This window comes from Segetibacter sp., from assembly GCF_025963695.1.
Classification (GTDB): Bacteria; Bacteroidota; Bacteroidia; order Chitinophagales; family Chitinophagaceae; genus Segetibacter.
In genome coordinates this window covers 34,752-60,411 of sequence record NZ_JAOQAH010000017.1, presented here as the reverse complement: position 1 = coordinate 60,411, position 25,660 = coordinate 34,752, and the positions used below count along the sequence as shown (strand labels likewise).

Genomic DNA, 25,660 nt, shown 5'->3' with positions numbered 1-25,660 from the left:
CGGATGGAACGGATTTAAAGGATTTGTTGTTTATGTTCATAGTTGATAATAACGTCCTTATTTAATCCGTGTAGATCCGCCTAATCCGCGCCATCCGCGTTCCAATTTTCTTTTAAAAATTTTCTCTTGCCCGTATCATCCCTGTACCGATCTCAATTCAATATTTTTTAAATCGTATCCTTTATCATTATTCTTTGTTTTGTTTGGCTTCATTAGTATAAAATAAATAACTGCACTAACGATAAATCCGGCGAACCATGCATAGTGATAGATGTCGGACACCCACGGCCAGAAGGCATCTTTGGCGACCAATTGTACCGTAACCAAAAAGCCAGGAACATTTGGAAGTATGCCTAACAATAATGCGACAATTGCTTTGTTGTTGAAACCTTTGCTATAGGTATATTTTCCTTTTAGGCGATACAGGTGATCGACATTCAGGCGCTGTTTGCGAATGAAATAATAGTCTGCGATCATGATGCCGCCGATAGGGCCGAGCAAACTTGAATAACCTACAAGCCATGTAAAAATATATCCGTTGGGGTCAGCAATCAATTTCCACGGAAAGATGAGAATGCCGATGATACCGGTGATATAACCACCTGTTCTAAAGTTTATTTTTTGCGGGGCAAGGTTAGCGAAATCGTTGGCCGGACTAACAATGTTTGCAGCAATATTGGTTGCTAAGGTTGATAATGCAACGGCAATCATGGCAATGCTCACCAATAATTTTCCATCAAATTTTCCGGCAAGTACGAGAGGGTCCCAAATGGTTTCGCCATAAATAATTACGGTTGCTGACGTGACCACTACACCTATGAAAGAGAATAAGGTCATGCTGGGTGCAAGCCCTATTATCTGCCCGTTGATTTGAGCTTTTTGACTTTTTGCATAGCGGGTAAAATCGGGAATGTTTAGGGATAAGGTTGCCCAAAAACCCACCATGCCGGTAAGGGCAGGAAAGAAGAAATTCCAGAAGTCTGCATTGGTTGCAAACTTTGATGGCTGATCTAAGATAGGTCCTAATCCATTGCCTGCGCTGACGGCCCAGAACAATAATGCAAGCGCTGCAATTGGTAAAAAGAATGCTTTAAAAACAAGTAGTTTTTTAATGCTGTCTACGCCCAAATACACAACGAACATGTTGAGCAACCAAAAGACCAAAAAGCAAATGGCTGGTCCTGTTTGCAGTGTCCATGAAGCGGGAAATATTTGTGGTAGACTGTCAATGGCAGGTATCCATAATCTTGTCATTAAATAAATGGCATAACCACCAATCCAAGCCTGTATACCGAACCATCCGCAGGCTACAATGGCTCTTAATATTGCTGGGATGTTTGCACCTGATACGCCAAAGCTTGCCCGTGCAAATACAGGAAATGGTATTCCATATTTAGCGCCTGCATGTCCGTTTAAGATCATTGGGATGAGTACAACTGTATTGCCGATAAAGATGGTGAGGATGGCTTGCCACCAGTTCATGCCGCCTCCGATTAAAGAACTCGCCAACATATAAGTGGGTATACATAAGCTCATGCTGATCCACAACGCCGCATAGTTCCATGTACCCCAGGTGCGTTGGTGCATGGGGACCGGGGCGAGGTCTTCGCTGTAAAGCTGTGATTGCTTTAGGTGATTTTTATCGTCTGGTAATATTTTCATTAAGCTTTTGATGGGTGGGTTTTATGGAACGCGGATGACGCGGATCAAGCGGATGGCAGCAGATTTTTTTCTGCGTTTAGTGGCAGCATTCGTTTTCTTTGATTCTCAAAAACTTTTCTTTTGAACTCTGGTTTCGGCCCGAAATTTAGAAGTAGTCCAACTTCAATTTCAGTTGCTTCCAAATAATTGACCAACTGATTTTCGTGTTCTTCAATAATGCATTCATGTGCCTTTAATTCTATAATCACAACATCATTCACAATTAAGTCAGCATAATATTCTCCCACTTGCTGACCTAAATAAAATACATTGATCTGCCGTTGTTTTTGCACAGATAAATCCTGATGGACTAATTCAAGCAGCAAAGAATTTTGGTATACTTTTTCGAGAAATCCGTAACCAAGCGTATTGTACACTTTATAAAAGCTCTTTAGAATAACAGCAGTAATATTTTCATGTTTCATATACTATGCATTAATCCGTGTAAATCCGCCTAATCCGCGTCATCCGCGTTCCATTTACGCCACCTCCGCGTCTGCAATTTTCAATGCCTCCCCAATAATCGCCAGCCCCTCATCAATCTGCTCTTTAGTAACTATCAACGGAGGCGCAACGAAGATAAATCCCCAGCGAACAAACGTATACATCCCCAACTCCTTAATCTTTGCCGCCACTTTATTCATCACCACCATTTCGTCCGGCTTTGCATTAAAAGGTGCAAAGGGCTCTTTAGTCTTCCTGTTCTTCACCAGCTCCAAACAACCCAATAATCCCTGGTTTCTCCAATCACCAATAGAAGGATGCACGGCTTTCATTTCTTCAATACGCTGATCCACGTATTCGCCCATCAGCTTTGCATTTTCTATCAGGTTATCTTCTTCATAAATATTCAAGACCTCCAAAGCTGCCGCACACGAAACCGGATGTGCAGAGTAGGTAAGACCTAACGCCAACACATTATCATCATACTTCGCAGCAATTTTATCACTCACCATCAAACAACCGAAAGGAAGATAACCGCAAGTCAACCCTTTAGCCATAGCAATCATATCAGGCACTATAGCATGATGCTCAAACGCAAACCACTTACCGGTACGGCCAAAGCCACTCATTACTTCGTCCATGATTAACAATATACCATGCTTATCACACAGCGAACGAACAGCTTGCAGGTAACCATCCGGATATAAAAAACAACCCGAGGTACCTGATTGACCTTCCAATAAAATAGCTGCAATATTAGCCGGACCTTCATAAGCAATCAAGCGTTCTAATGACGCAACTGCATCTTTTAATAAATTCTCTTTGCCATATTCCCAGCGGTATTCATAAGGCAGATCGAAGTGAACAAAATTCGGTGCCTGTTGGCTATCAACCGGCAGTTTACGTGGATCACCACTAGCGGTCATTGCCCCATTGGATGAACCATGATAAGATTGATAACGACTTAAAATTTTGTGTCTGCCAGTATACAAACGTGCAAGCTTGATTGCATTCTCGATAGAGGTTGCGCCGCATAAAGTGAAGAATGCTTTGTTCAAATCACCCGGGCAAATCTCCGCTAGTTTTTTCCCTAATTCACCCCGCACTTTTGTAACACATGACGGCGTAACATAAGACACTTCCTGCATTTGTTTTACCACCGCCTGCGTTACCCGCTGGTCACCATGACCAATATTTACATTCATCAATCCACTGGAGAAATCAATGTAACGCTTGCCGTCATAATCATACAGGTAAACGCCTTCGCCGCGTTCCACCGCAATAGGATTAGAACCTTTTTGCTTTCTCCATGAAAAAAGTGTGTAATCCTGGTTGTCCTGGATAATCTCTTGTGATTGTGATAATGCTTTTGTGCTCATTTTTTTATTTTTTATGTACCTGGCGACAGAACATATATTAAACATCCTTGCGTCGCACTCTTGTACTATTATTTCTTATTCATCAGGGCGAAAGCCAATCCGCTTCCTATCCTTCGTTAGTTGCTTTTCTCCTTTATCATCCAGCAAATTTTCTATAGCTTCATAGATGCCGTTAAGTTGTGCGTCGTGTTCGCCAAGATGTTGCTTAATTAATTCTAATTGTTCCGAAAGTTCCTTGAATTGTGATGCAGATCTTTTAAGTTCTATAAAGGCACGTACTACAGCAATGCTCATCTTTATGGCTCGCTCACTTTTTAGTACACTTGCCAGCATGGTTACACCATGTTCGGTGAAGGCGAATGGAGTAATTGAGGTATTCCTTTTAATTATTTGGGATGATGCGGTCACAATTTGTGACCGCATCATATTCCATTCTTTTTGAGTAAGGCGAAACATGAAGTCTTCAGGGAAACGGGATGAGTTCCTTTTGACTGCTTGATTAAACACTTTTGTTTCTACTTCATACAACTCCGCCAGATCATAATCCAACATCACCTTTTCATCACGCACATAGTATATCCTGCTAATGATTTGCTCATCAGCATTAGTAGCTGTTTTACGTTTGGGAGCAGTTGCCATTGTTTAACTACGATGTTTGAAAGTAATAATCCCGGTATTCAGATGCGATCTCTATAAACTGCCCTGTTTTTATTCATCAGGGCGAAAGCCGATCCGCTTACGATCCCTTGCTATTTGCTTATCTGCCTTATCGTCCAGCAGGTTTTCTATGGCTTCATAAATGCCGTTGAGTTGCGCATCATGCTCACCTAATCTTTCTCTAATTTGATTTAGCTGCACTTTCAAGTCACTCTCCTGCAGCAAATTCTTCTGAATTCTACAAAAGCACGCATGATCGCATGTCCATGTTGATCGCTTTGTTTGAATTTAGAATGCCGCTAGCATTGCAACTCCCTGCTCTGTGAATGCATATGATAAAGACGCATTTGGTCGACGATTTGAGTATGTAATCACAATTTGTGAAGACATAGATTTTTCATTTATTTCGATTTGAAGCCTCAAAAACTCATATTCTTCTTTTCTAAGTTGTAACAAGAAGTCTTTAGGAAAGCATTTGCTGTTACGCTTTACGTTATCAACTCATCCAATTAACCCCAGCCTCCGGATTCCACTTAATTGTACTTTTCTTCAACTTCGTCCAAAACTCAATGGAGCTTTTACCTGTTATATCGCCAACACCGAACTTGCTTTCATTCCATCCGCCAAAACTAAAAGGCTCACGAGGTACAGGAACACCCACATTTACGCCCACCATACCTGCACTTGCTCTTTCAATTATGTAGCGCGCAACACCTCCATTTTGAGTAAATACTGATGCTGCATTTCCATAAGGGTTTGCGTTTTCAATAGCAAGGGCTTCGTCAACTGTATTGGTTCGCATAATGCTTATAACCGGTCCAAAAATTTCTTCCGTGGCAACAGCCATGTCAGGCTTTACAAAATCAATTACTGTTGGGCCTACGTACGTTCCCTTCTCTTTGCCGTTAACTTTTACCCCGCGACCGTCTACCAATATCTTAGCACCTTGCTGTTCAGCTTCAGTTATATATTTTTCAATCCGCTCTTTACTTTCCTGGCTGATTACTGCTCCGAGGTTTTCTCCAGGAATAATCTTTCTCGCCTCATCACAAATCTTATCGATGATGTTATCGACGTTACCAACGCCAATCATTGCACTTGCGGCCATACATCGCTGCCCTGCACATCCACTCATACTTGCAGCCACATTTTGGGCAGTCATTCCTGGTATTGCGTCGGGCATTACCATTAAATGATTTTTTGCACCACCTAATGCCAAACATCTTTTATAACTTTTAGTAGCTCTTTGATAAACAATTTTTGCAACTTTAGTTGATCCAACGAATGATACCGCTTCAATTCCGGGATGATCACAAATTGCTTCCACTATTTCTACGTCGCCATGTACGATATTAAACACTCCATCAGGTAGGCCAGCTTCTTTCAGCAGTTCAGCAATTCTTCCACAGCTTATGGGAACTTTTTCTGAGGGTTTCATAATCATACAATTTCCTAAAGCAATGGCATTGGGTATGGTCCAGTTAGGAACCATGCTTGGAAAGTTGAATGGAACAATTGAAGCAACAACGCCGAGCGGCACATGCTCTGTTCTACACTCGATACCCTTGCTAACTTCTAAGACTTCGCCTGTAATTATTTGAGGTAGTGAACATGCAAACTCTGTCAGTTCGATACATTTTTCAATTTCGGCAACTGCCTCACTTATGGTTTTTCCATTTTCTTCAGAGCATATTGTTGCTAACTCCTGTAAATGCTTTTCGAGCAAAAATTTGTAACGGAAAAAAACCTGTACTCTTTCTTTGATGGGTGTTTTGCTCCATTTATGAAATGCTGTTCTTGCTGCTTCAACCGCATCATTTAAATCATCTGCAGTACACATGGGCACTTCGGTAAGCCGGGTGCCATCAATGGGAGAGATTACCTGTAGTGAACGTGTAGATTTTGAAGCAATAAATTGGCCGTTTATATAATTTCTAAGAGTGGGGTATTTCATGGTAGAAGGAATAGGGGTTTTAGTATTAGAAGGTGCGAACACTAAATATAAATTAATTTGAGAAATGATAAATATCTAAACGCGTTCTTGCTTGTCTTTTTGGTAAGAAACCAGGGTTTCTATGGTACTGATTACAACAGCTGTAGGGCAAATTAAAACATGTCGGCAATATCTTACGAAACTAATATGTAGACTCCATATGCAGCAGATAGGAGACACTAAAGAGACTACTCTGATTTTCTTTGTTGTTAGTAATTATGCTTCCGCCAGTGTTGGTTTACGTTGCTTTATTTCAGATGGCTTCTTTGTAAACTTTCAACATACGCTTCCATTTCAAAAGCATTGGTTATGGCCGAACCATCAATGTCATTGTTGAAATAAATAAAGGCAGCTTTTGTTGCCGCGTCACTTTCTATTTCATCAGAAATTCTTTGCAGGATGGGCAGGTCATACTTTGATTTGTACAAATCGGGAACACCGTGAAACCTGTAATATAGCGTGTTGGTGTTATGAATAACCTGCCTGGGCAACGCTGGATGACTCATGCCACAAAAAGTAATGTTATGGCGTGCTAATTTGTTGTAAACTTCCTGGTTCCACCATGTTTCATTTCTGAATTCGAGTACATTGATAAATGTGGGATCAAGGCTTTCTATGATTTGTTGGAGTTTTTGTTCTTTGTACGCAATTACTTCAGGCATCTGAAACAATACGCATCCAAGTTTGTCTTTTAGGCCTTCGCGAACTGTACCGTAAAAGTCTTCCAAATATTTTTCGGCCTTGACAAACTTTCGATAATGTGTAATTGCACGTGGAGCTTTTACCGAAAATGTAAATATGTCGGGGCTTTTTTGGTACCAGCTTTCTAAATAAGGTAAGCGGGGAAAACGGTAAAAGGTCACATTTAATTCAAGCGTTTTGAACCGGTTGTTATAATAGTCGAACCATCTGGTTTGAGCAAGGTTTTCAGGATAGAAAATAGTTTTCCAATGCTTGTAATGAAATCCGGAACAACCTATCCACCATTTTGCCATTTTAGTAATATTATTGACAAAGATGCAATTTTGAAACCTCGCATTTGGTGATACTGGCCGGAACTAAAAAAAGTAAATGTTCGAACATCTGCTTTTTTTAGTTCCGGGGAATTACCTGTGTTGATTGGCGACTTATAATAAGTAGTACAAGTGTGCGACGCAACAAACGACGAAAGAAGATAAAATGCCTGGGACAAAATATTGTCTATAACGCCCCGTCATTTTTCCTTTTCATCTTTTTTGGGCATTATTGCTTTTGGAGGCTCTGGCTTGTTTTCTTCCTTATTTTTCTTTTTCTTAAATAACTTATTAAAGAAGCCGCCTTTCCTTTCTTCTTGTGGTTCTGTTTTAACCTCTCCGGCCGGTGGAGTCGCTTCGGGAGTTGTGGTTGTAGTTGTTGGTCCGGGCTTTGCTTTTTCTACGGGAATGTCACTTTCTGCCCCAATTTCCTCGGGAGGCGCGTCGGGTATTAAATAATCTTCTGAAGTACCATTTCCGACATCTTCTCCCTGGGCAGGTGCAGCTGAACGTGCATTAATGGTATTCATGTAGTCAAAAATTACATCGTTACTCATTACTTCAGGCTTTGAGAACTTTGCTTTTCTATCAAGCCCCAAAGTCTTGTCGGCAAGTGCTTTGTTAAAAAAGTAAGCCCAAATGGGTAGGGCGGCGGAAGAGCCTTCTCCAATGTCTCCGTTGAACCTGATGAAACGGTCATCGCAACCTACCCATGTTCCGGCAAGCAGCTGTGGCGTATATCCTACAAACCACGCGTCACTATTATCATTGGTAGTACCCGTTTTACCGGCAATTTCACTTGTTAGGTTGAATTGGTCGGCCATACTTTGACCCGTTCCGTTTTTTATAACTCCCTGCATCATTAATGCAACAGAATATGCAGTTACTTCATTTATCACCTCCTTACGCTGAGCGGGCAGGAAGTTTTCTAAAACGTTTCCGTTTTTATCCTCGATACGGGCAATTAATAATGGTTTGGCATTGAATCCGTGACCAGGAAACATGCTATAACCCTGCATCATTTCATACAGGCTGAGCTCGACAGCGCCGAGTGCTATGGAAGGGAAAGGATTTATTTTAGAAGTAAAGTTGCACCTTTTTAAAAATTCAGAAAAGCGGTTAGCGGCATCATTTCCGTTGTTTCCTAATTGTTTTAGAATGTAAGCTGAAGCACAGTTTCTTGACCATGCAAGGGCATTAGCCATTGGAACGGTTCGACCTGTGCAGGTAGCGCCGGTGTTAGGTACAAGGCCAAGGCTACCGAAGTCTTGTTGTATATCCTGCACCATTGTGTTTGGTGTAAACCCTGCCTCCTCAATTGCAAGACTGTATAAAAGGGGTTTTATAGTACTACCGACCTGGCGTTTGGTATTTACATTAACGTGATCAAACTTGAACGTCTTAAAATCTATTCCTCCAACCCATGCTTTAATCTCGCCGCTTATAGGGTCCATGGCCATAAAACCCGCCTGCAGCATCTGGCGATGGTATTTAATTGAGTCCAAAGGAGTCATGGTAGTGTCTTTTGCCCTTTTGCTGTTCCATGCAAAAACTCTCATAGGCACCTTCTTGTAAAAAGTCTTTTTAATCTGCGCTTCTTCAAGGCCATCTCTTTTAAGATTTTTCCAACGATCGCTAACTTTCATTGCCGCAAGCAGGATAGTGTCGCGGCCATTCCAAACGGTACCTTTGCGCACATTGCCCTGAGAATTGAGGATCTTCTGCATGTAGCTGATATGCTTGCTTACAGCTTCTTCTGCATATAGTTGCATGCGTGGATTGATGGTAGTGTAGATCTTTAAACCATCACGGTACAGGTCGTAATTGTCGCCATTTTGTTTCTGATGTTCTTTACACCATTTTTTCATTTCCTGTCCCAGAACCATCCGGAAGTATGGAGCAAGACCGGCCGTCTCATCCATTTTTTTATAATTAATAACGATTGGCTTAATCTTTAGATTGGTGGCCTGACTCTGTGTTACGTACCCGTTCGTAACCATCCTGTCTAAAACCAAATTTCTTCGGTCCAGTGCCATTTTTGCGTTACGGCGTGGATTGTACATAGTGGGTCCATTTACCATACCAACCAGCACTGCGGCTTCCTCAATGCTCAACACATCGGGGTCTTTCTGAAAGAAAGTTTTTGATGCGTTCCGTATGCCGAACACATTATCACTGAAAGGAACGGTGTTAAGATATAATGCTATGATTTCGTCTTTGGTAAAATTTCGCTCGAGCTTTACAGCTATTATCCATTCTTTTATTTTTTGAATAACACGTGTTACGGGGTTTCTTGCACGGTTACCATTAAATAAATTAAAAGCAAGCTGCTGGGTTATAGTACTTGCACCTCCGTCCCTGCCTAAATGAACGACTGCTCTCGCCAGTCCCCGTCCGTCGATGCCGCTGTGATTATAAAAGCGCTCATCTTCGGTTGCCACTAAAGCATTAATAACATTTTTGCTAATATCTTTAAAGTCAACATTGGTTCTGTCTTCCAGGTAATATTTCCCCATTACTGTTCCATCATCAGCAATCACCTCACTTGCCAGGGAAGCGCTTGGGTTTTCAAGATCCTGGATAGAGGGCATCTTACCAAAAACGCCCCAATTAGCCATTAACAATAGGAGAATAAAAGCGCCAAGGCCAATAAAGACAAGGCGCCAGAATACTTTAACTGAGCTACTTGTTCGATTCTTTGATTTGCTTGTACTATTTTTCATTGTACTATAATATCGATAACCACTTTAATGGTGGTTGTGATTAAGAAAGAGTGCAAAGCTATAAAACAACTTACACTTTCATTTTAGAATTTACCGGGAATAGCTTTCTGTATTAACAGTTTATAGCTGTCCATATCCTGGTCTGCTTTTAAGACACTAAGATTGGCATTACTGATAACTAAAAAACTATATTTTTCAGCGGTAAGCCAAGGCAGAATGCGGCTTTTTGCAACTGGCCGTACGTTATCAATATAGTCGATTGCAGCATTTGCATCGGCAAAAGGTCCTTGCAAAACAAGATTGAATTGGTCATTGAGTTTCAGTCCGGAAATCTCTATTTTTTGATTATAGTATTTTTCCTTGTTGAAACGATTGAAGGCATTTCTTGCTTCACTCGCATACACAGGGTCCACCTTATCCAGCAGAACAACAACATAGTGCGGTTCGGTGGCAACGAAGCTAAAATTTTTAACTACAACTGCAGGAGGGGCAACGACGGTATCTTTTTTAACTTTTGGCTCGGCTGGTGCGGTAGCCGGTTCCGTTTTTACCACAACCGAATCTCGTATCGCCGGTGTAGGACTCGTATCTCTTGCGTGTGCGGACGTGGTTTCTTTTGTTGGCGGAGGTGTAGTTACAACTTCAGCCGTTGTAGGTACGGTATCTTTTGCAGGTGTAGTTGTGGTTACAGTTTTTGCCGGGGTAGTTGTGGTATCTTTTGTAGGTGTAGTTGTGTTTACAGTTTTTGCCGTTGTAGTTGTGGTATCTTTTGTTGGTGTAGTTGTGGTCACAGTTTTTGTCGGCGCAGCTGTGGTATCTTTTGTTGGTACCGTTGTGGTTACAATTCTGGCCGGGGGAGGCACGGTGGTAGCCGGAGGATTACTATTGTCAGGGGTGGGTGTGTCTTCGTTTCGTGTTACTTCCAGCTTCGTAAGATAGTCTTCAATTTCCTTTCTCCTTTTTAAAACATCAATCATGGTTTTGGCTCTTGCTGCCATAGGATCTTTACTATAAAGGGTCGAAAGGTCCGTTAGCACCTTTATTGCCGTGGTATCCTCTTTTTGCTTGATATAATAAATTGATTCTATAAAAAGCAACTGCGGTGTCCAAAAAGAATTTCCATAAGCACTATCGGCCACCTTTTTTTGATTTTTTGCTTCGTCAAAATATCCTTCAATAAACAAGTTGTAAATCTGTTCGTACTTCTTTGTAGCGGGGGCAGCCTGAACATTGTTTTTATTAGCAGGCGGGGTAGTTACCAGTTTTGCAAACTTGTTTTGAGGGGATGCACTTACTAGTTTGTTCTTATATTGATTCGATTTTAATTTATCACCCGTTTTTTCATACGCATAAATAAGGTTGAATAAAACTTCTTCGTGGTAAGTTGAATTGGGAAAACGGTTTAATAAATCTTCAAACACAAGTATCGCAGCAGGATACTCTTCTAATTTGTTCATGAAAGTTTGCCCGGAAGAAAATAAAGCTTCTAAAATGCTTTTGTTGCTTGCATCTATTTTTTCGGGTGTTGTAGGTATGTTTTGTTGCAAACCCTCGTAAGAATTATCAGAAACCCCTTGCTCTGCAGCTACAGCCTTTCCAGGTACATCATCTACGTCCGACATTCTTTGGACCTGGCGGTCAAGAGCGGACTTTCTTCTCCAATTATCAACATTAGGGCGCTCTCCCCAACGAGCTCTGAATTCACTAAAGCCTCTTGCTTTTGCAGCGCTGTTGTAAAAATAAAAATCGGTCGATTTATTATTATCTGCAAAAAGATCAGGTACCTGTTTTACTGCTGTATTAGTTCCAGGTGTGTCTTCTTCTTTTAAACCTTGCGCTTTACGCAATAGCTTAACCTGTTTTTTGATAATAGCATCCCTTTGATCTTCGGGTAATTTTGCCAGCGCCTGTAAGCTATCCTGCATTATTACGGTTGTTGTATTCTGTGCTATAGTTTTTAAATGCGGTTTTCTTAGTGTCGCCCGCTCTTTGTCTGCATCACTGCTTAACACATTTAGATCTGTACTGTCGTAGTAGTTGTATGCATCCACGTAAGATTTAAGGTCATAATTCAGGTCAGCCAATAAGAGAAAAGACTGGCTTCTTTGTGCAGGATTATTGATGCTATACTTTACACTATTCAACAAATCATTTTTCGCATTTACATAATTGTTTCTTTCCAGCTCAACGTTTGCGGCCGCATAATAAATAATGTCGCGATAGTTTACATATTTATCCCGGTGTGCCATTTTTAATAAAGCATCAATATTTTGCTGCAGAAAATCTTTGTTCTCGCTGCGGTTTATGCGAATAGAGTTTAACCTGGCATATACATCCATTACAGGATCGGTCGTATGTGTGATGCTTTTGTCATAATAATGTATCGCCTCGTCGTATTTGTTTGATAACTGGTACATCTGGGCAATTAAAAATTCCCAGCGTGCTTTTTCCTGGTTATTTGCCGCTTCATTTAAAGCACGACTTAAATGAGACCCGGCACTGTCATATGCCTGTTGCTTATAAAACCAATAAGCCATCGCCTCATGCAAGTCGGTCTCTAACCTTTTAGGGAAATTGGGATCGTGTCGAAGTATTTCGATAACTCCGGATGCCTCAGGCAATTCATTCTTCTCAATATGGTTTCTTATTTGCCAGATAAAACTTTCATTACGGCTTGGTGGCCTGCTGGTAAGTTTAGTCCAGATGCTGTTTTTTTCTTTAGTAGAAATGCTGAATTCTCCTGTTTCATTACTGGCGTTGCTTCCGATTGGCTTGTCATACCCACCCGACTCTTTGGGGGCATAAGAAAAATTAAGGTATTGCAGCGTTAGCCCGGCCGAATCCAAATCGTTTCTAAAAAAATAGGCTTTCGCCATCAACAGGTACATATTGTCAATCCAGCTATTGCGTAGGTCGTGCAGAAGAATGCCTGCGGTACATTTATATATAATGGAATCTAATTCCTGTTTATTCTGCGAAGTCTGCTCTAAGGTGTAGTTGTAAAAAGGAAGTAGTTGAGCGTAATCGTCTTTGTAAGCAGTTTTTGACGAGTTGACTAAATCATTGAGACGGTTGTTTGCATTAAAATAATAATTATAATGAGTAACGGTGTTTTGGTAAAGCTTTCTTGGAATAGTAAATTTTTTCTCCCCCGTCTTCTCTGAAGCTAGTTTCCGGTTTTCATATTTTTTTGGTTTTTTAACTTCAATCTCAGCCCCCGGCTGGGCCATCGTCACCAAAAACGATAATAAAAAAGTTAGTGAAGTAGTTAAAAAACGAATGGTGTACATGTATGAGTTCCTGTGCTTAATAAAATTGATAGTAATAATGGATCTGGTGGTATTGAAATAATTTTTACAATGTTTTGCTTTATCCGCCAGAATACTGATAGAATTTAGCAAGCCGAACCGCCAGTTTCTTAACAATGCATTTCTAAAAACCGTAATACCATAACGGCTTTTGAGTGCTTAAAAGTACATTTATTTTCTTTTCCGCCTGCAGACTTCCGCCTCATTCGCTACCTTTAACTTTTACATCACTCTATGGCTAAACTACACGCCAATACATCACTCAACCAACTTCGCAGCCGTTACCGCCTGGTAATTATGAACGACGATACATATGAAGAAGTGGTTACTTTCAAATTATCAAGGTTAAGTGTTTACGTCATGTTTAGCAGCATTTTCGTCATTTTAGTTAGCCTCACAGTTGCTCTGATCGTTTTTACGCCTCTGAAAGAATACTTGCCGGGTTACGGCACGCAGCATTCGAGACGGGAGTTGCAGGTGTTAAAAATGAAAGCCGATTCGCTTGAACAAAGCATGAGGTACAAGGATCAATATCTGCAAAACTTTAAAAGAGTTTTGGTAGGGGATGTAGGTACCAGATTAGATACTACCGTTATAAAGGTTCCAAAAGAGCCGACAATTAAAGAATAATTTTTGGGGCGGTTTTATTTATCTTCTTATGTGGTGGGAGGGATACCATCTTCAGTTCTCTATTAGTGCTTCTGTTGCGACGCTCCGTTTTAACTGTACACCATCTGCAGGCTTTTATTATTTTTTGAACTTTCTTTTATAATACCAAGAGGCTTCAAAAACCTTGTTTTGCTGATTGTTGAATTCCTAACAGTTTAAATTTTATTTTTGCTACCTTCTATATGATGAGGACAGCAAAAACCAGCGCAACTTTTATTACCGGGTTACTTACAGCTATTGCAGCTTCGCTTTGTTGTATTGCACCTGTTTTAGCTTTTTTAGGTGGTGCAAGCGGGCTTGCTTCATCCTTTTCATGGATTGAAGTTTACAGACCGTTTTTAATAGCATCAACAATATTAGTTTTTGCTTTTGCCTGGTATCAAAAGCTTGGTTCGCAAAAGCAAATTGAGTGCGGGTGTGAGACCGAGGGCAAAACATCTTTCGTTCAATCCAAGACGTTTTTAGGTGTTGTTACTGTTTTTGCCGCATTAGCGATCTCCTTTCCTTATTATTCTAAGGCTTTCTATCCATCGGTGCAACAGGTACAAGTGGTAATAACTGAAAAGACCGAGATCAGGCAAGCACAGTTTACGATAAAAGGCATGACCTGTGAAGGTTGTACAAAACAAGTTAATAGTGAGATTGCAAAACTGAAGGGTGTTATTAACTATGAAACCTCTTATGAAAAAGCAACAAGTATAGTAAAGTTCGACAACCGGAAGACAACGATTGAAAGTGTAGCAGCAGCAATTAATTTGACTGGTTACCAGGTAGTGGCACAAACAGCATTAAAAGACTAAATGGAAAAAACCGTAAACCTGCATACACTTATCACCTGTCCTGTTTGTGGAGACAAGCAGGAAGAAATAATGCCAACGGATGCCTGCGTGTTTTTTTATGAATGTAAAAACTGCAAAACACGGCTTACACCGAAAGCAGGTGACTGCTGCGTTTTTTGCAGTTATGCATCAGTAAAATGCCCACCAATACAGGCGGGAACTTGCTGCTGCTCTTAAAGCTTATGGTTGTTAATTTGCTAAAGTTTTGAAAAAAGCCCAATAAAGAAAATATCAGTAAAAGTGAGTGACACAACGACGCTGAGCGTAGATAAAAAGCCTGAGAGGAAAAAACCCTTAAAATCATTTGTCGTTTTGCCAGTAATTTTTTTATGAACTATAATTTGGCGTTTTGGTTTAGAAGTATAAGATATGAGTATGGAAGACCCAAGTAAAGCAAACAATAAATTATTAATGAAGTACCTGGGGCTGGCTACGCAGATTATGGTTAGCCTTGCCCTTGCTGTATTTATCGGATTGAAATTGGACAAGTGGCTCTTGTTTTCAACCCCTTTGCTTGTTTGGATTTTGCCTCTCCTGGTGTTAGTAGGCATGATTTGGCAAGTAATTAAAGACACGTCAAAAAAGTAAAATGTTTAATAAAAGTTTATTACCACTGGTCGCTATATTTTTAATTGTAGGTGCACTGATTCTCGTTTTCAGAAATTTTTTAGAACAGCATGGTTGCGACTGGCAAGTGCTGAGCGCCGGTAACCTGTTTATTTATTTTGTTACGGTAGTGTCTATGCACCTTCTTACCAAAGGTTTGAATGCTGAAAGAACACAGGTTTTTTTAAGGAACGCATATGGCGGCATTATGGTTAAACTTTTTGCCTGTGCTGGGGCAGCTTTTATTTATATTTTGGTTTCTGGTAAAAATTTAAATAAGCCTGCATTGTTTGCCTGCATGGGTTTATACCTGGTGTATACATTTGTAGAGCTTTCAGTAGTTATAAAACAGAGTAACGCCAAGAAGAATGTCTAAAACTGAGCATCCGCTGCAGGCACTTAATGATTTTTTACCTCCAAACACTTTTCTTCCTGTAGCTGCGTACTTGCAGCAATACAAGGTGCATTTAACCGTTGCCCGTGAGCGAAAAAGTATTTTAGGTGACTATAGAAACGCGCATAACAACCGCAACCATCGTATAAGTGTAAATGGCAACCTAAACACATTTTCATTCTTAATTACACTCTTACATGAGCTTGCCCACCTGCTGACTTTTGAAAAATACGGAAACCGGGTGCAATCGCATGGAAGGGAATGGAAGACATTGTTTGGCCAACTGCTTGCACAGTTTATAAAAAACAAAGTATTTCCATTTGATATTGAACAGGAGTTATTAGCAACCTTGCATAACCCGGGAGCAAGTAGTTGTGCTGAAGAAAGCCTGATGAGGGTTTTAAGAAAATACGACCCGAAAGCAGAAGGTCAAATGCTTGTTGAAGAAGTTCCGGCACACCGTTTATTTAAAATGAAAGATGGACGGGTTTTTAAGAAAGGTGAAAAGCTGAGAAAGAGATACCGTTGCGAAGAATTGGGAACGAAAAAAGTGTATTTATTTAGTCCTGTTTTCGAGGTTGAGTTGATTGATTAGTGCTTCAATGGTTATCCGCTTTTACGATTCCTGTAACAACCGTTCAATAATTTAACCATTTATAACTTCTTCAGCATCCATACATCACAACCAAAGTGGCCGGTGTTGCCTAAAGGACCGTTCAGATAATCAAAACCAAATTTCTCATAAATACTTACCGCTTTTTTAAGTTCGGGCATTGTTTCAATATAAACCTGTAGGTAGCCGTATCCTTTTGCAAATTCAAGAGATCTAGTTATCAACAGTTTTCCTAAGCCTTTGCCTCTTGCTGCGGGGTGTAAATACATTTTAACCAGTTCGCATGTTTGCGGTGGCAAATCTTTTGAAGGATAAACCCCAGCTCCGCCTAATACTTTGCCGTCTTGTTCTGCAACATAATAAATGCTGCCGGGCTCTTGAAACATTTCAAAAAGATGATCGGTAGTATTATCGAAGAAAACCGTTCCGGGTTTATTAGCACCAAATTCAGCAAGGCTTGAACGAATGATAGTGGCTATCCCGGCGTTATCCTTTAACTCAATCTTTCTTATTAAGATCTCATTTTCCATAAGCCTGCAAAGCTAAAGGTTGTGCTTTGCTTTTGTTTGTTAGACCAACTTAATATGGTTTTTATTCTAAAAAGGCCGGGTAATATGTGCCGTTTCTGTTGAAATAAGAACTAGAATTTTATAAGAGTTACTATCTCCTCAAGATATTTTTTATCCACCTCGTCAAACAAATTGTACGCTTCGCTATCTACATCAAGCACTGCTACTACCTCATCGGCTTTTATAACAGGTACAACAATTTCAGACTTTGATAAACTACTGCAGGCTATATGACCAGGAAACTTTTCTACGTCTGGCACAATCAGCGTTTTTACTTGTTGCCACGCGGTGCCGCACACACCTCTACCTTTTCTTATTCGGGTACAAGCGACAGGTCCCTGGAAAGGCCCAAGTACAAGTTCATCACCTTTTACTACATAAAAGCCTACCCAAAGCCAATTAAACTGCTCTTTTAATGCTGCTGTTACATTTGCCAGGTTTGCTACCAGGTCCGTTTCTCCGGTTAATAAGGCGCGCATCTGCGGCAGGAGTGCTTGATACTGCTCTTCTTTGCTTCCTTTTGTGATAGTCAGATCTTCTGCCATAGTCTTATTTCTGTTGTAAAGATAAATTAAAGAGACTACAGGGAATTAATTAGACGGGCATGTTTATCGAGCTTTAATCAATTTCAATGGTACGCCAAACAGTAATGCATTGGACAATTGAAAGGGTAAATAAGAGTGTTTTTTTATATAATCAGGCTAGTTAACAGCTGCCTGTAATATTATGGCGCAAATACTTCAAACAGTTACAATACTAGAAATGAAAGGGTTTAGCGCTGAAAAAAAGGGATAACATTAGCGTTGATGTTATTGATTGCAGGTGCAGTATTTGCACAATCTGAAAAAACAATGATGGTTGGTGGAGCAGCAACGTATCCGTAAGAAATATCGTTGAAAACGTGGTAAATAGTAAAGATCCTGCAACCCTGGTTGCAGCTGTTAACGCAGCCGGTTTAGTAGAAGCACCATAAAGTGCCGGACCCTTTACTGTTTGCGCCCACAAATCAAGCATTCAGTAAGCTTTTGGCAGGAACGGTAGAGACATTGGTAAACCCGGAGAATAAAGACAAACCGAGTACGGTGCCACTCATCATGTGGTTGCCGGCAGCATTAGTAGTGCGGCGCCTGAAAATATGATTGAGAAGAATGGAGGTATTCATATTGTTGCTACTATTCTTTTACCTAAGTAAAAGTTAGCGGGGTTTTAAACGGAAGGGAGGTAGCAATGGCTCTTTTTTTTATTGAGCATACAACAGGTCCAATTAAGTTTGTTTCTCAAAAAATTGGGTCACCAATGACTATTGCTTCATTCTGACGGTCGAATAGGATTTAATGTAACCTAAAAAGCAAATTGTGAACCAGCCAAATGAAGAATCGGAACTTGAATGGAGCGTCGCAACAAGTGCTAAATGATATTTGAAAAAGCCGGGGCAAAAAAAACCTGAAGTTTTTGCTTCAGGTTTTTTTTATTTTAATTAGTTCGTTGATACAATTTTTTCTTTCTTGGTATTGATGTATGGCTCGTGATGATCTTTATAGAACTGTTTTTTGGAATCTCTGTAAAAAGAGACGGCACCGATCATACTCATAAACTTGATGTAATACCAGGCAAAGTCGATTTGGTAAGGCTTAAAACCAGAACGTGCGCTTTTAGGATACAAGTGGTGGTTGTTGTGCCATTCTCCGGCTACAATACCTGGCCAAAGTTGGTTAATCGACATATCGTTCCTGTTATAATCAATGCCTTCGGTACGTTTGTCTTGCCCTTTTCCGTGACCTTCGTAATTAAAAGTGCGGACACCAACTGCCCAAACTCCGGCACCACCAAAAAGTGCACAAGCCAAACCGTGCCCACCAACAAGGTAAAAAACAAGATACCAAAAGGCCCAATTAAGGGCAACGCCTGCAAGGGTACGCCATGGGTTTGCAACAGAACCCCACTTTAGGTATTGGGCATAAGTATTTGGATGAACCCCTGTATGTTTCATTAGAACAAGGGCTCTGTTATAATCAGTTTCGGAAAGATTTCTGTTAATAGGCTGATGATTTACATCGGCAAGAAAGCAATATAAAAAACCAGCATTTGCGTTGTAAGGATCGCCCGGCTGATCAGACTTAGCATGATGGACATGATGAGAAAGTGCGTAAATCTCTTCTGGTATTGCTTTCAGCGTAAGATTTTGGGTGAAGAAACGCCAAAAATTGTTGCGGAATTTATAAGCTCTGTGCGTACAATACCGGTGATGCCAGATAGTACCATGTGTACCCATAATGATCATACTGTACACAAAGGCAGCAGCGAAACGAGGCCAGGTAAAGTATTTAAAAATAAAAACAAAAAGAAATGGAGCCAGGCAAAACACGGTTAACCAACTTAAAAAGGGTAACCAGTTCTTTCTGGTTTTGAAGATGTTTAGTCTTGAAAAAAACTCCTTCATGATTTGACCTGGTGTAGGCTTCACTAAATCTCCGTTGCTATTTTTCCATCCATAAGATGGTTCTTCTAAGATGTAGTCTAATAATGGCATTACTCGTATTGATATTTAATAATAATTCAAGCTACCTTTTTCTGACCAACCAGTAACCTTATGCGCGCTAATCTTTTGTTATTGAACTCCCCCACGGTTACAAAAATAGGGGAAAATAGGGTTTACATTTACAAGTAATTGCAGCAAACTAATAAGCGTGGAATAGGGCTGCGGTTAGTTTTTGGCGGTTTTGCAGCGAGAATTAAATGGGAGCATTGGTCTGTAAAAAGAAGATGTATCGAAAGGGTAAAACTATTGCTGAATGAAGGGGTGAGGATGTTGAAGCAAATATTTATAGTAGTTTCGGCTGTGTTATGAATGCATATATTTCTATCCGTGCAGTTTCTAAATAGTAATAAGGAAAAATTTAGTTTTTTGAACATCTCCACCCATACCCACAAAATTCTTCATACAGTTATTATCTTTTGTTTCCTGCTTTCAGCTTGTGTCAGTGGTAACAACGATAACCGCCAGGTTTTTTCATTTAACATTAATGAAGGGGTTTCAACATTGGATCCTGCTTTTGCCAAAAGCCAGGCAACAATTTGGACGAGTCATCAGCTTTATAATACCCTGGTTGAAACTGACAGCAATCTGAATATTGTTCCTTCACTTGCACTGAGGTGGGAGGTCAATGATAATAGATTGATCTATACTTTTCATTTAAGAAATGATGTTTATTTCCACGATAGTGAAGCTTTCTTGAATGGAAAGGGTAGAAGACTTGTAGCTGCCGACATAGCTTATAGTCTTGGACGCATTATCAATAAAGCTACCGCAAGTAGTGGCGCGTGGATTTTTAACAACCGGGTAGACAGCCTTCATCCATTCACCGCCCTGAACGACTCCACTTTCCAGGTAAAGTTGATCCGTCCTTTTCATCCTATTTTGGGTATTTTAACAATGCCCTATTGTAGCATCATACCACGCGAGGTAGTTGAAAAGTATGGTAAGGACTTCAGAAGTCATCCATGTGGAACAGGTCCTTTCCAGTTTGGGTTTTGGGACGAAGGGCAGGCTTTGGTGCTCCACAAAAATCCTCAGTACTTTGAAAAAGATACTCAGGGAGCAGTTTTGCCATATTTAGATGCCGTAAAAATTTCTTTTTTAGATAGCAGGGCAACCGAATTTTTAGCTTTTCAACAGGGCCAGCTTAGCTTTTTAAATGATATAGATCCTTCGTTTAAGGATGAAGTGCTGACGAAAGCCGGAGAGCTGCGAAAAGACTGGCAGGGAAAAATAGTATTAAAGAAGCACGCTTATTTAAACACCGAATACCTGGGCATACTGGTCGACGAAAAAAATGCGATAGTGACAAGTTCTCCGTTGAAAATAAAATTGGTGAGGCAAGCGATCAGCAGCTCTATTAACCGTAAGAAGCTGATGATGTACATGCGTAATTCAATAGGATTTGCGGCGGAAGGCGGATTTGTGCCTGCGGGGTTGCCTTCGCGAAATGCAGAATCGGTTAAAGGATATCCATATGATCCTGCGAAGGCAAGACGACTTTTAAAAGAAGCTGGATTCGAAAATGGTAACAACTTACCGGTAATAACCTTACTTACTATACCAACTTATGCTGACATCGGCAGCTTTGTTGCGAAGCAACTGGAGGAAACAGGCTTTAAAGTACAGGTGGAAGTCATACAGAAAAGCTTATTACTCGAACAGACAGCAAAGTCGAAAGCATCTTTTTTTAGGGGAAGCTGGATAGCGGATTACCCTGATGCAGAAAACTATATGTCTATGTTTTATAGTAAAAATCCCGCTCCGCCAAATTATACCCGCTATAAAAATCCTGCATTCGACGAGTTGTACGAACAAGCATTACTAGAAAATAACGACAGTGTCCGCTATCAACTATACAGGGAGATGGACCAACTGGTAATTGATGATGCCCCTGTTGTTCCACTTTATTATGATATGGTGGTTCACCTGGTTAATAAAAACGTGGAGGGAATAAGACTTAATGCATTGAACCTGCTTGAACTTAGATGGGTTAAGATTTCTAACAAAAAATAGTCGGTGGGGAAAGCCACTGGAAATACTGTAAGCAGGTTATTGTGCTGTTGTTAACGCACGGTAGTAGCCGGCAAAGGAGCAACGAAGAAACGGTTTTTGCTCTTTTGTTTTCTTTGCTCAAAATGCGTCTAAGTCTTCTGTTGTTTAAATTACTTATTCCATGTAGGCTTTCTGGTAGCTTAGGGGGCATAACCTTTGTTAGCTAAGCATTAACAATAGATAAATAGGAAGGCCCAACCTTCTGCCCGCCTTAATTCTCTACAAATAAAAGCCTCATCTAATGGAAAGTAGTACTAGCAAGGTGTATGCTTCTACAGATAATACCTCAGATATCGTGGTTGATAAACTCATTGCCTGGAAGGTCGAACTTATCTTTTCACTTGTCGGTGATGGGATCAACCCCATCTTCGAAGCACTAAGGAAAAGGAAAGACAAGATACGGCTGATAACTGTGCGGCATGAAGAAGCTGCCGCCTTTATGGCAAGTGGCTATGCAAAATGTACTGGCAGACTAGGCGTGTGCCTTGGCACCAACGGACCAGGGGCTGTTCACCTCATGAATGGATTATACGATGCGGCAATGGAAGGCGCATCTGTTTTGGCTATTACCGGCGTAGTTCCTCACGATTTAATGGGAACCAGGTTTATCCAGGAAGTTGATACCTTGGCCGTGTTAAAGGATATCGCGGTATACAGCCAGCTGATCACTGGTCCGGTACATGCCCAAACTGTTGTAGACCTTGCCTGTCGGGGTGCGCTTACCACTCCCGGCCTTTCACATCTTGCCATTGCTACAGACACGCAAATGATGCTGTTGAGTGAGGATAAACATTCTAAAAAAGGAGGCCACTTAACCGGCTCCTCCACTTTTTTTTCACGGGTGCAGGTACCTGCAGATGATGAACTGGAACAGGCAGCAGCACTGCTTAACAATAGTTCCAAAATTATGATTCTGGCGGGACGGGGAGCTTTGGGTGCACGAGCCGAAGTAGAAGCGCTTGCAGATAAACTGGGGGCTCCTGTTGCCAAAGCTTTATTAGGTAAAGCTCTCTTGCCCGACGATTCTCCCTTTACTACGGGTGGTACTGGTCACCTTGGCACATCACCATCTAACCAGGGGCTGCAGGAATGTAATACGTTGTTGATGCTAGGTACTAATATGCCCTACCTTCAATACTATCCAAAGGCCGAACACACAAAAGGGATACAAATAGATAATGATCCTACCCGCATAGGTCTGCGTTATCCTGTTGAAGTAGGACTGGCCGGCGATGTAAAGGCCACCTTAAAAGCATTGTTGCCTAAAATAGAACAACACAGCGACAGAAGTTTTCTTTCGCTTGCTCAACAAAGAATGATTGAATGGAAACAAAAAATGGCAAAACTGGAGAGCGACGGGGCCACCCCTATAAAACCTCCTTTCCTTGTTTCACAGGTTAGCAAATTAATAAAAGACGATGCCCATATTTCAATTGACACAGGTGCACATACCGTTTTTACTGCCCGTCATTTAGCGATAAAATCAAAGCAACAAATCACTGTTTGCGGTAATCTCGCCAGCATGGGACCAGGGCTACCGTACGCGATTGCTGCGCAACTCGCCTATCCAGGCCGACAATGTATTGCTATGGTGGGAGATGGAGGTTTTACCATGTTGATGGGCGAAATGGCAACGGCAGTTTTATACAATCTTCCCATTAAAGTCATCATATTTAAAAATAACATCCTGGCGATGGATCTATGGGAGCAGGAAGAGATTGGAGGTAAACGGTATGGTATAGACTTACTTCCGATAGACTTTGCAAAAATTGCCGAGGCCTGTGGGGCAGAAGGATACAAATGCACTGACCCTGCAGATTTGCCCGCAGTGTTAACGAGGGCATTTGCTTCTAAAAGGCCTTGCGTAATTGAAGTGGATGTAGATCCTTACGCAGAACCAGCTTCACCTGAGAAACTAGAGGCATAACCCCAGACTTCATTGTCTGTATAGTGACTGGTCCACACCCGTTTTAATTATATATTTTTTCTTTGACTGCTTACGGATGTTGTTGATTTGCGCCACCAAAAGCATGTCGATTATTAACGGTCCACTGTAAGTGTAGCAGATGCCTAATAACAAAAGAGGCTGCTTTACAAGTAAAGACAGCCTCTCCAATAGTGTGATAAGATATTTTATCCCCGTCAAAGGCATCTACAACGGCGTAATGTGCATTTTACCGTAAGCTGCCTCAACTTAACAAAGTAAAGATGTTGCTACTTCTTACTTACATTACTTGCTACAGTCGATGCCTTGTCTACTCCGTGCCCAACGAAATCAGTGGCAACTTGTTTTACGGTTTGGTACGACCCAGCTACTGTATCTGTAACAGTGTCTTTCAGCTCACCAAGCTTGTCTGATAGATTGCTGGTTAAATCTTTACTGCCCTTAACCACCTTTTTTCTTACTTGCTCACCTTCTTCAGTAAAAAAACCTGCAACAAAAACCCCTGCCGCTGCTCCTGCTAAAGCGCCTAATAATAGTTTTGATCCTGAGTTCATATAAGTGTTTTTTTTGTTGTTATACATCTCCTTTGAAAAAATAATGCCAATCGAAGGAGATAAAAGTTTTCGTTTTAGAGTTGTTCATAAAACTGATTTAAACTAATAACATTGGAACGCGCATGAAAAAACAAAAAGTAGAATTACGTTGGTAGTACTTGCTGGCACGGTAATAGATCTCATATACCTAAATTTAGATATATGAAAAAGATCACGTTTATATTAGCCATGGGGTTTGTGTTCACATTTTGTAGCCCACAAAGAACCGGGCAAACGGGAACCGGTTCCGGTACTACTGGTACAAGCACTGGTACTGGTGGCACAGGTACAACTGGCAGCGGCACCCAGTCTGATACTACCAGACCTCATTAACCGTGCAGTATTTGTTACAATAACTTAATGGGGCAACTACCATTGGGTTGCCTCATATGTTTTAAATGTTAACTCAAACGCATCGAACCCCTTTTCTACTCCTTCAATGGAGGCTGTGGAAAAGGGTTTTTGTGCAACCAGCATTTGCAATTACCTAAGTATTCATACCTCTTTTTACAACCGCTAATATTTAAATTTCTTTAAATGTTATAAAGCTTTATGTAAACTTTGACAGTTCCCTTATATTTTCTTGATGTGTGTAAATCACACGTCCTTTCCTAATGATTTAATCCTATAAGCTTTTCAGCCGCATACTACCCGAAGTGAGTTCCAACCAGACACTTATAATTTTTTTTCGGCTATTTTTCTTCCCTTGAAAATATTGCTTCTACAAAAACTCCTTGTGTGAACTTCATTCTACAGGTTGAAAAACCGGGCAAAGATTGAAGTGTTAATGTAACGTTTAAAAAACCAGCTCAAATAAACCTTGTTTTTGACACTTCACCGATAAATGTAGACGCATTCTAAAAATAAATATGTCTGGCGTGAATTTTTCTCCAATAAAAGCATCTATTATGAAAAAAGGAAACCTACATGAAAAAAGAGCAAATACATCTTGCTGATATAAAACGCATTTTATTTGGCCAACAACCGCCCGAATATTTAGTCGAAGTTTTTGTACGTGCCCTGATTATGTATTTATGTGCTATGCTGATCATGCGTTTTATGGGTAAACGAATGAATGGTATGCATTCTATTATCGAGCTATCGGTAATGGTGATGATGGGTGCTATAGTAGCCCCTGCTATGCAAATACCAGACAGGGGAATAACCTGGGGCATCTTAGTGTTATTTGTAACGCTGCTTCTGCTAAGAGGGCTTAACTGGATTGGTTTTAAAAATTCAGGCGTCGAAAAGGCCATACAGGGAAGAACAATCACACTGATAACTGACGGAGTTCTTAATAGAGACGAATTACGCAACACAAAGATTACAAATCAGCAGGTATTTGAGGAGTTGCGCAGCAAAAATATCTATAACCTGGGTAGAATAAAGCGGCTGTATATGGAGGGCTACGGTCTTTTCTCGGTGTATGAGCAAGAGCCGAAACCAGGTCTGCCGATTTACCCCCAAGTTGACCGCACTTTGATAGACAGCTACGAGGAAACGGCAGACAACGGAAAAGCCTGTACTTTTTGCGGGCTTGTACAAAAGGAAGCGGCTGATAACTGCAGCAATTGTGGTAGAAATAACTGGACGAAAGCAATCATAGGAAAATAATTAAAAATT

25 protein-coding genes are annotated in these 25,660 nt (G+C 40.7%); 10 read left to right on the top strand and 15 right to left on the bottom strand.

Features of this window, described 5'->3' with window-relative positions; all coding sequences use genetic code 11:
- Positions 1–135: 135 nt before the first annotated feature.
- The 10 genes from JWR87_RS01980 to bamD form a co-directional block, all read right to left on the bottom strand.
- Entirely contained in the window at positions 136–1,662 is a 1,527-nt protein-coding gene (locus tag JWR87_RS01980) for an NCS1 family nucleobase:cation symporter-1 (protein WP_297814886.1), read from the bottom strand.
- 44 nt (positions 1,663–1,706) lie between these two features.
- Complete coding sequence (locus tag JWR87_RS01975; protein ID WP_297814883.1) at positions 1,707–2,126, bottom strand: GxxExxY protein; 420 nt, start codon at positions 2,124–2,126, stop codon at positions 1,707–1,709.
- A 54-nt stretch (positions 2,127–2,180) separates the two neighbouring features.
- Complete coding sequence (locus JWR87_RS01970) at positions 2,181–3,524, bottom strand: aminotransferase class III-fold pyridoxal phosphate-dependent enzyme (RefSeq protein WP_297814881.1); 1,344 nt, start codon at positions 3,522–3,524, stop codon at positions 2,181–2,183.
- 75 nt (positions 3,525–3,599) lie between these two features.
- Complete coding sequence (locus JWR87_RS01965; RefSeq protein ID WP_297814879.1) at positions 3,600–4,163, bottom strand: ORF6N domain-containing protein; 564 nt, start codon at positions 4,161–4,163, stop codon at positions 3,600–3,602.
- A 69-nt stretch (positions 4,164–4,232) separates the two neighbouring features.
- Positions 4,233–4,406, bottom strand: coding sequence for a hypothetical protein (locus tag JWR87_RS01960; protein ID WP_297814877.1), 174 nt, complete (start codon positions 4,404–4,406; stop codon positions 4,233–4,235).
- 63 nt (positions 4,407–4,469) lie between these two features.
- Entirely contained in the window at positions 4,470–4,637 is a 168-nt protein-coding gene (locus JWR87_RS01955; RefSeq protein WP_297814875.1) for an ORF6N domain-containing protein, read from the bottom strand.
- 40 nt (positions 4,638–4,677) lie between these two features.
- Positions 4,678–6,135, bottom strand: a complete 1,458-nt coding sequence (locus JWR87_RS01950; RefSeq protein WP_297814874.1) for a CoA-acylating methylmalonate-semialdehyde dehydrogenase — start codon at positions 6,133–6,135, stop codon at positions 4,678–4,680.
- Positions 6,136–6,422: 287 nt separating this feature from the next.
- On the bottom strand, positions 6,423–7,169 hold the full coding sequence (locus JWR87_RS01945) for a DUF72 domain-containing protein (protein ID WP_297814873.1): 747 nt from the start codon (positions 7,167–7,169) through the stop codon (positions 6,423–6,425).
- Between the two features lie 218 nt (positions 7,170–7,387).
- Positions 7,388–9,910, bottom strand: coding sequence for a transglycosylase domain-containing protein (locus JWR87_RS01940; RefSeq protein ID WP_297814872.1), 2,523 nt, complete (start codon positions 9,908–9,910; stop codon positions 7,388–7,390).
- An 83-nt stretch (positions 9,911–9,993) separates the two neighbouring features.
- A complete protein-coding gene (gene bamD / locus JWR87_RS01935; RefSeq protein ID WP_297814871.1) occupies positions 9,994–13,311 on the bottom strand; it encodes an outer membrane protein assembly factor BamD in 3,318 nt (1,105 codons plus the stop codon).
- A 141-nt stretch (positions 13,312–13,452) separates the two neighbouring features.
- Between bamD and JWR87_RS01930 the strand changes: the two genes are divergently transcribed.
- The 6 genes from JWR87_RS01930 (at position 13,453) to JWR87_RS01905 (ending at position 16,321) form a co-directional block, all read left to right on the top strand.
- Positions 13,453–13,848 (top strand): hypothetical protein, encoded by a 396-nt coding sequence (locus tag JWR87_RS01930; protein WP_297814870.1) that lies wholly within the window; start codon positions 13,453–13,455, stop codon positions 13,846–13,848.
- 221 nt (positions 13,849–14,069) lie between these two features.
- Positions 14,070–14,687 (top strand): mercuric transport protein MerTP, encoded by a 618-nt coding sequence (gene merTP, locus JWR87_RS01925; protein WP_297814869.1) that lies wholly within the window; start codon positions 14,070–14,072, stop codon positions 14,685–14,687.
- The gene (locus JWR87_RS01920; protein ID WP_297814868.1) at positions 14,688–14,903 is read left to right on the top strand and encodes a GDCCVxC domain-containing (seleno)protein; all 216 of its coding nucleotides are present in this window, start codon (positions 14,688–14,690) and stop codon (positions 14,901–14,903) included.
- Positions 14,904–15,101: 198 nt separating this feature from the next.
- Positions 15,102–15,314, top strand: coding sequence for an AtpZ/AtpI family protein (locus JWR87_RS01915; protein ID WP_297814867.1), 213 nt, complete (start codon positions 15,102–15,104; stop codon positions 15,312–15,314).
- A gap of 1 nt (position 15,315) precedes the next feature.
- Entirely contained in the window at positions 15,316–15,708 is a 393-nt protein-coding gene (locus tag JWR87_RS01910; protein WP_297814866.1) for a hypothetical protein, read from the top strand.
- Positions 15,701–16,321 carry a SprT-like domain-containing protein gene (locus JWR87_RS01905; RefSeq protein WP_297814865.1) on the top strand — a complete coding sequence of 207 codons (621 nt, stop codon included), beginning with the start codon at positions 15,701–15,703 and terminating at the stop codon, positions 16,319–16,321. The genes JWR87_RS01910 and JWR87_RS01905 overlap by 8 nt, the downstream gene beginning before the upstream one ends.
- 59 nt (positions 16,322–16,380) lie before the next feature.
- Here the strand turns inward: JWR87_RS01905 and JWR87_RS01900 are convergent, their stop codons facing one another.
- The 4 genes from JWR87_RS01900 to JWR87_RS01885 form a co-directional block, all read right to left on the bottom strand.
- Positions 16,381–16,869 (bottom strand): GNAT family N-acetyltransferase, encoded by a 489-nt coding sequence (locus JWR87_RS01900; protein ID WP_297814864.1) that lies wholly within the window; start codon positions 16,867–16,869, stop codon positions 16,381–16,383.
- A 110-nt stretch (positions 16,870–16,979) separates the two neighbouring features.
- Complete coding sequence (locus JWR87_RS01895; protein ID WP_297814863.1) at positions 16,980–17,453, bottom strand: GAF domain-containing protein; 474 nt, start codon at positions 17,451–17,453, stop codon at positions 16,980–16,982.
- 461 nt (positions 17,454–17,914) lie between these two features.
- The gene (locus tag JWR87_RS01890) at positions 17,915–18,070 is read right to left on the bottom strand and encodes a hypothetical protein (RefSeq protein WP_297814862.1); all 156 of its coding nucleotides are present in this window, start codon (positions 18,068–18,070) and stop codon (positions 17,915–17,917) included.
- 315 nt (positions 18,071–18,385) lie between these two features.
- Positions 18,386–19,438: a fatty acid desaturase gene (locus tag JWR87_RS01885; RefSeq protein WP_297814861.1), complete on the bottom strand. Its 1,053-nt coding sequence runs from the start codon at positions 19,436–19,438 to the stop codon at positions 18,386–18,388.
- 375 nt (positions 19,439–19,813) lie between these two features.
- Between JWR87_RS01885 and JWR87_RS01880 the strand changes: the two genes are divergently transcribed.
- Both JWR87_RS01880 and JWR87_RS01875 read left to right on the top strand, forming a co-directional pair.
- Positions 19,814–21,460, top strand: coding sequence for an ABC transporter substrate-binding protein (locus tag JWR87_RS01880; RefSeq protein ID WP_297814860.1), 1,647 nt, complete (start codon positions 19,814–19,816; stop codon positions 21,458–21,460).
- A gap of 280 nt (positions 21,461–21,740) precedes the next feature.
- The gene (locus JWR87_RS01875; protein ID WP_297814859.1) at positions 21,741–23,426 is read left to right on the top strand and encodes a thiamine pyrophosphate-dependent enzyme; all 1,686 of its coding nucleotides are present in this window, start codon (positions 21,741–21,743) and stop codon (positions 23,424–23,426) included.
- A 287-nt stretch (positions 23,427–23,713) separates the two neighbouring features.
- Here the strand turns inward: JWR87_RS01875 and JWR87_RS01870 are convergent, their stop codons facing one another.
- A complete protein-coding gene (locus tag JWR87_RS01870) occupies positions 23,714–23,998 on the bottom strand; it encodes a hypothetical protein (RefSeq protein ID WP_297814858.1) in 285 nt (94 codons plus the stop codon).
- A gap of 201 nt (positions 23,999–24,199) precedes the next feature.
- On the opposite strand from JWR87_RS01870, the gene JWR87_RS01865 reads away from it, so the two are divergent.
- Complete coding sequence (locus JWR87_RS01865; RefSeq protein ID WP_297814857.1) at positions 24,200–24,370, top strand: hypothetical protein; 171 nt, start codon at positions 24,200–24,202, stop codon at positions 24,368–24,370.
- A 594-nt stretch (positions 24,371–24,964) separates the two neighbouring features.
- Positions 24,965–25,651 (top strand): YetF domain-containing protein, encoded by a 687-nt coding sequence (locus JWR87_RS01860; protein ID WP_297814856.1) that lies wholly within the window; start codon positions 24,965–24,967, stop codon positions 25,649–25,651.
- The last annotated feature ends 9 nt before the right edge of the window (positions 25,652–25,660 follow it).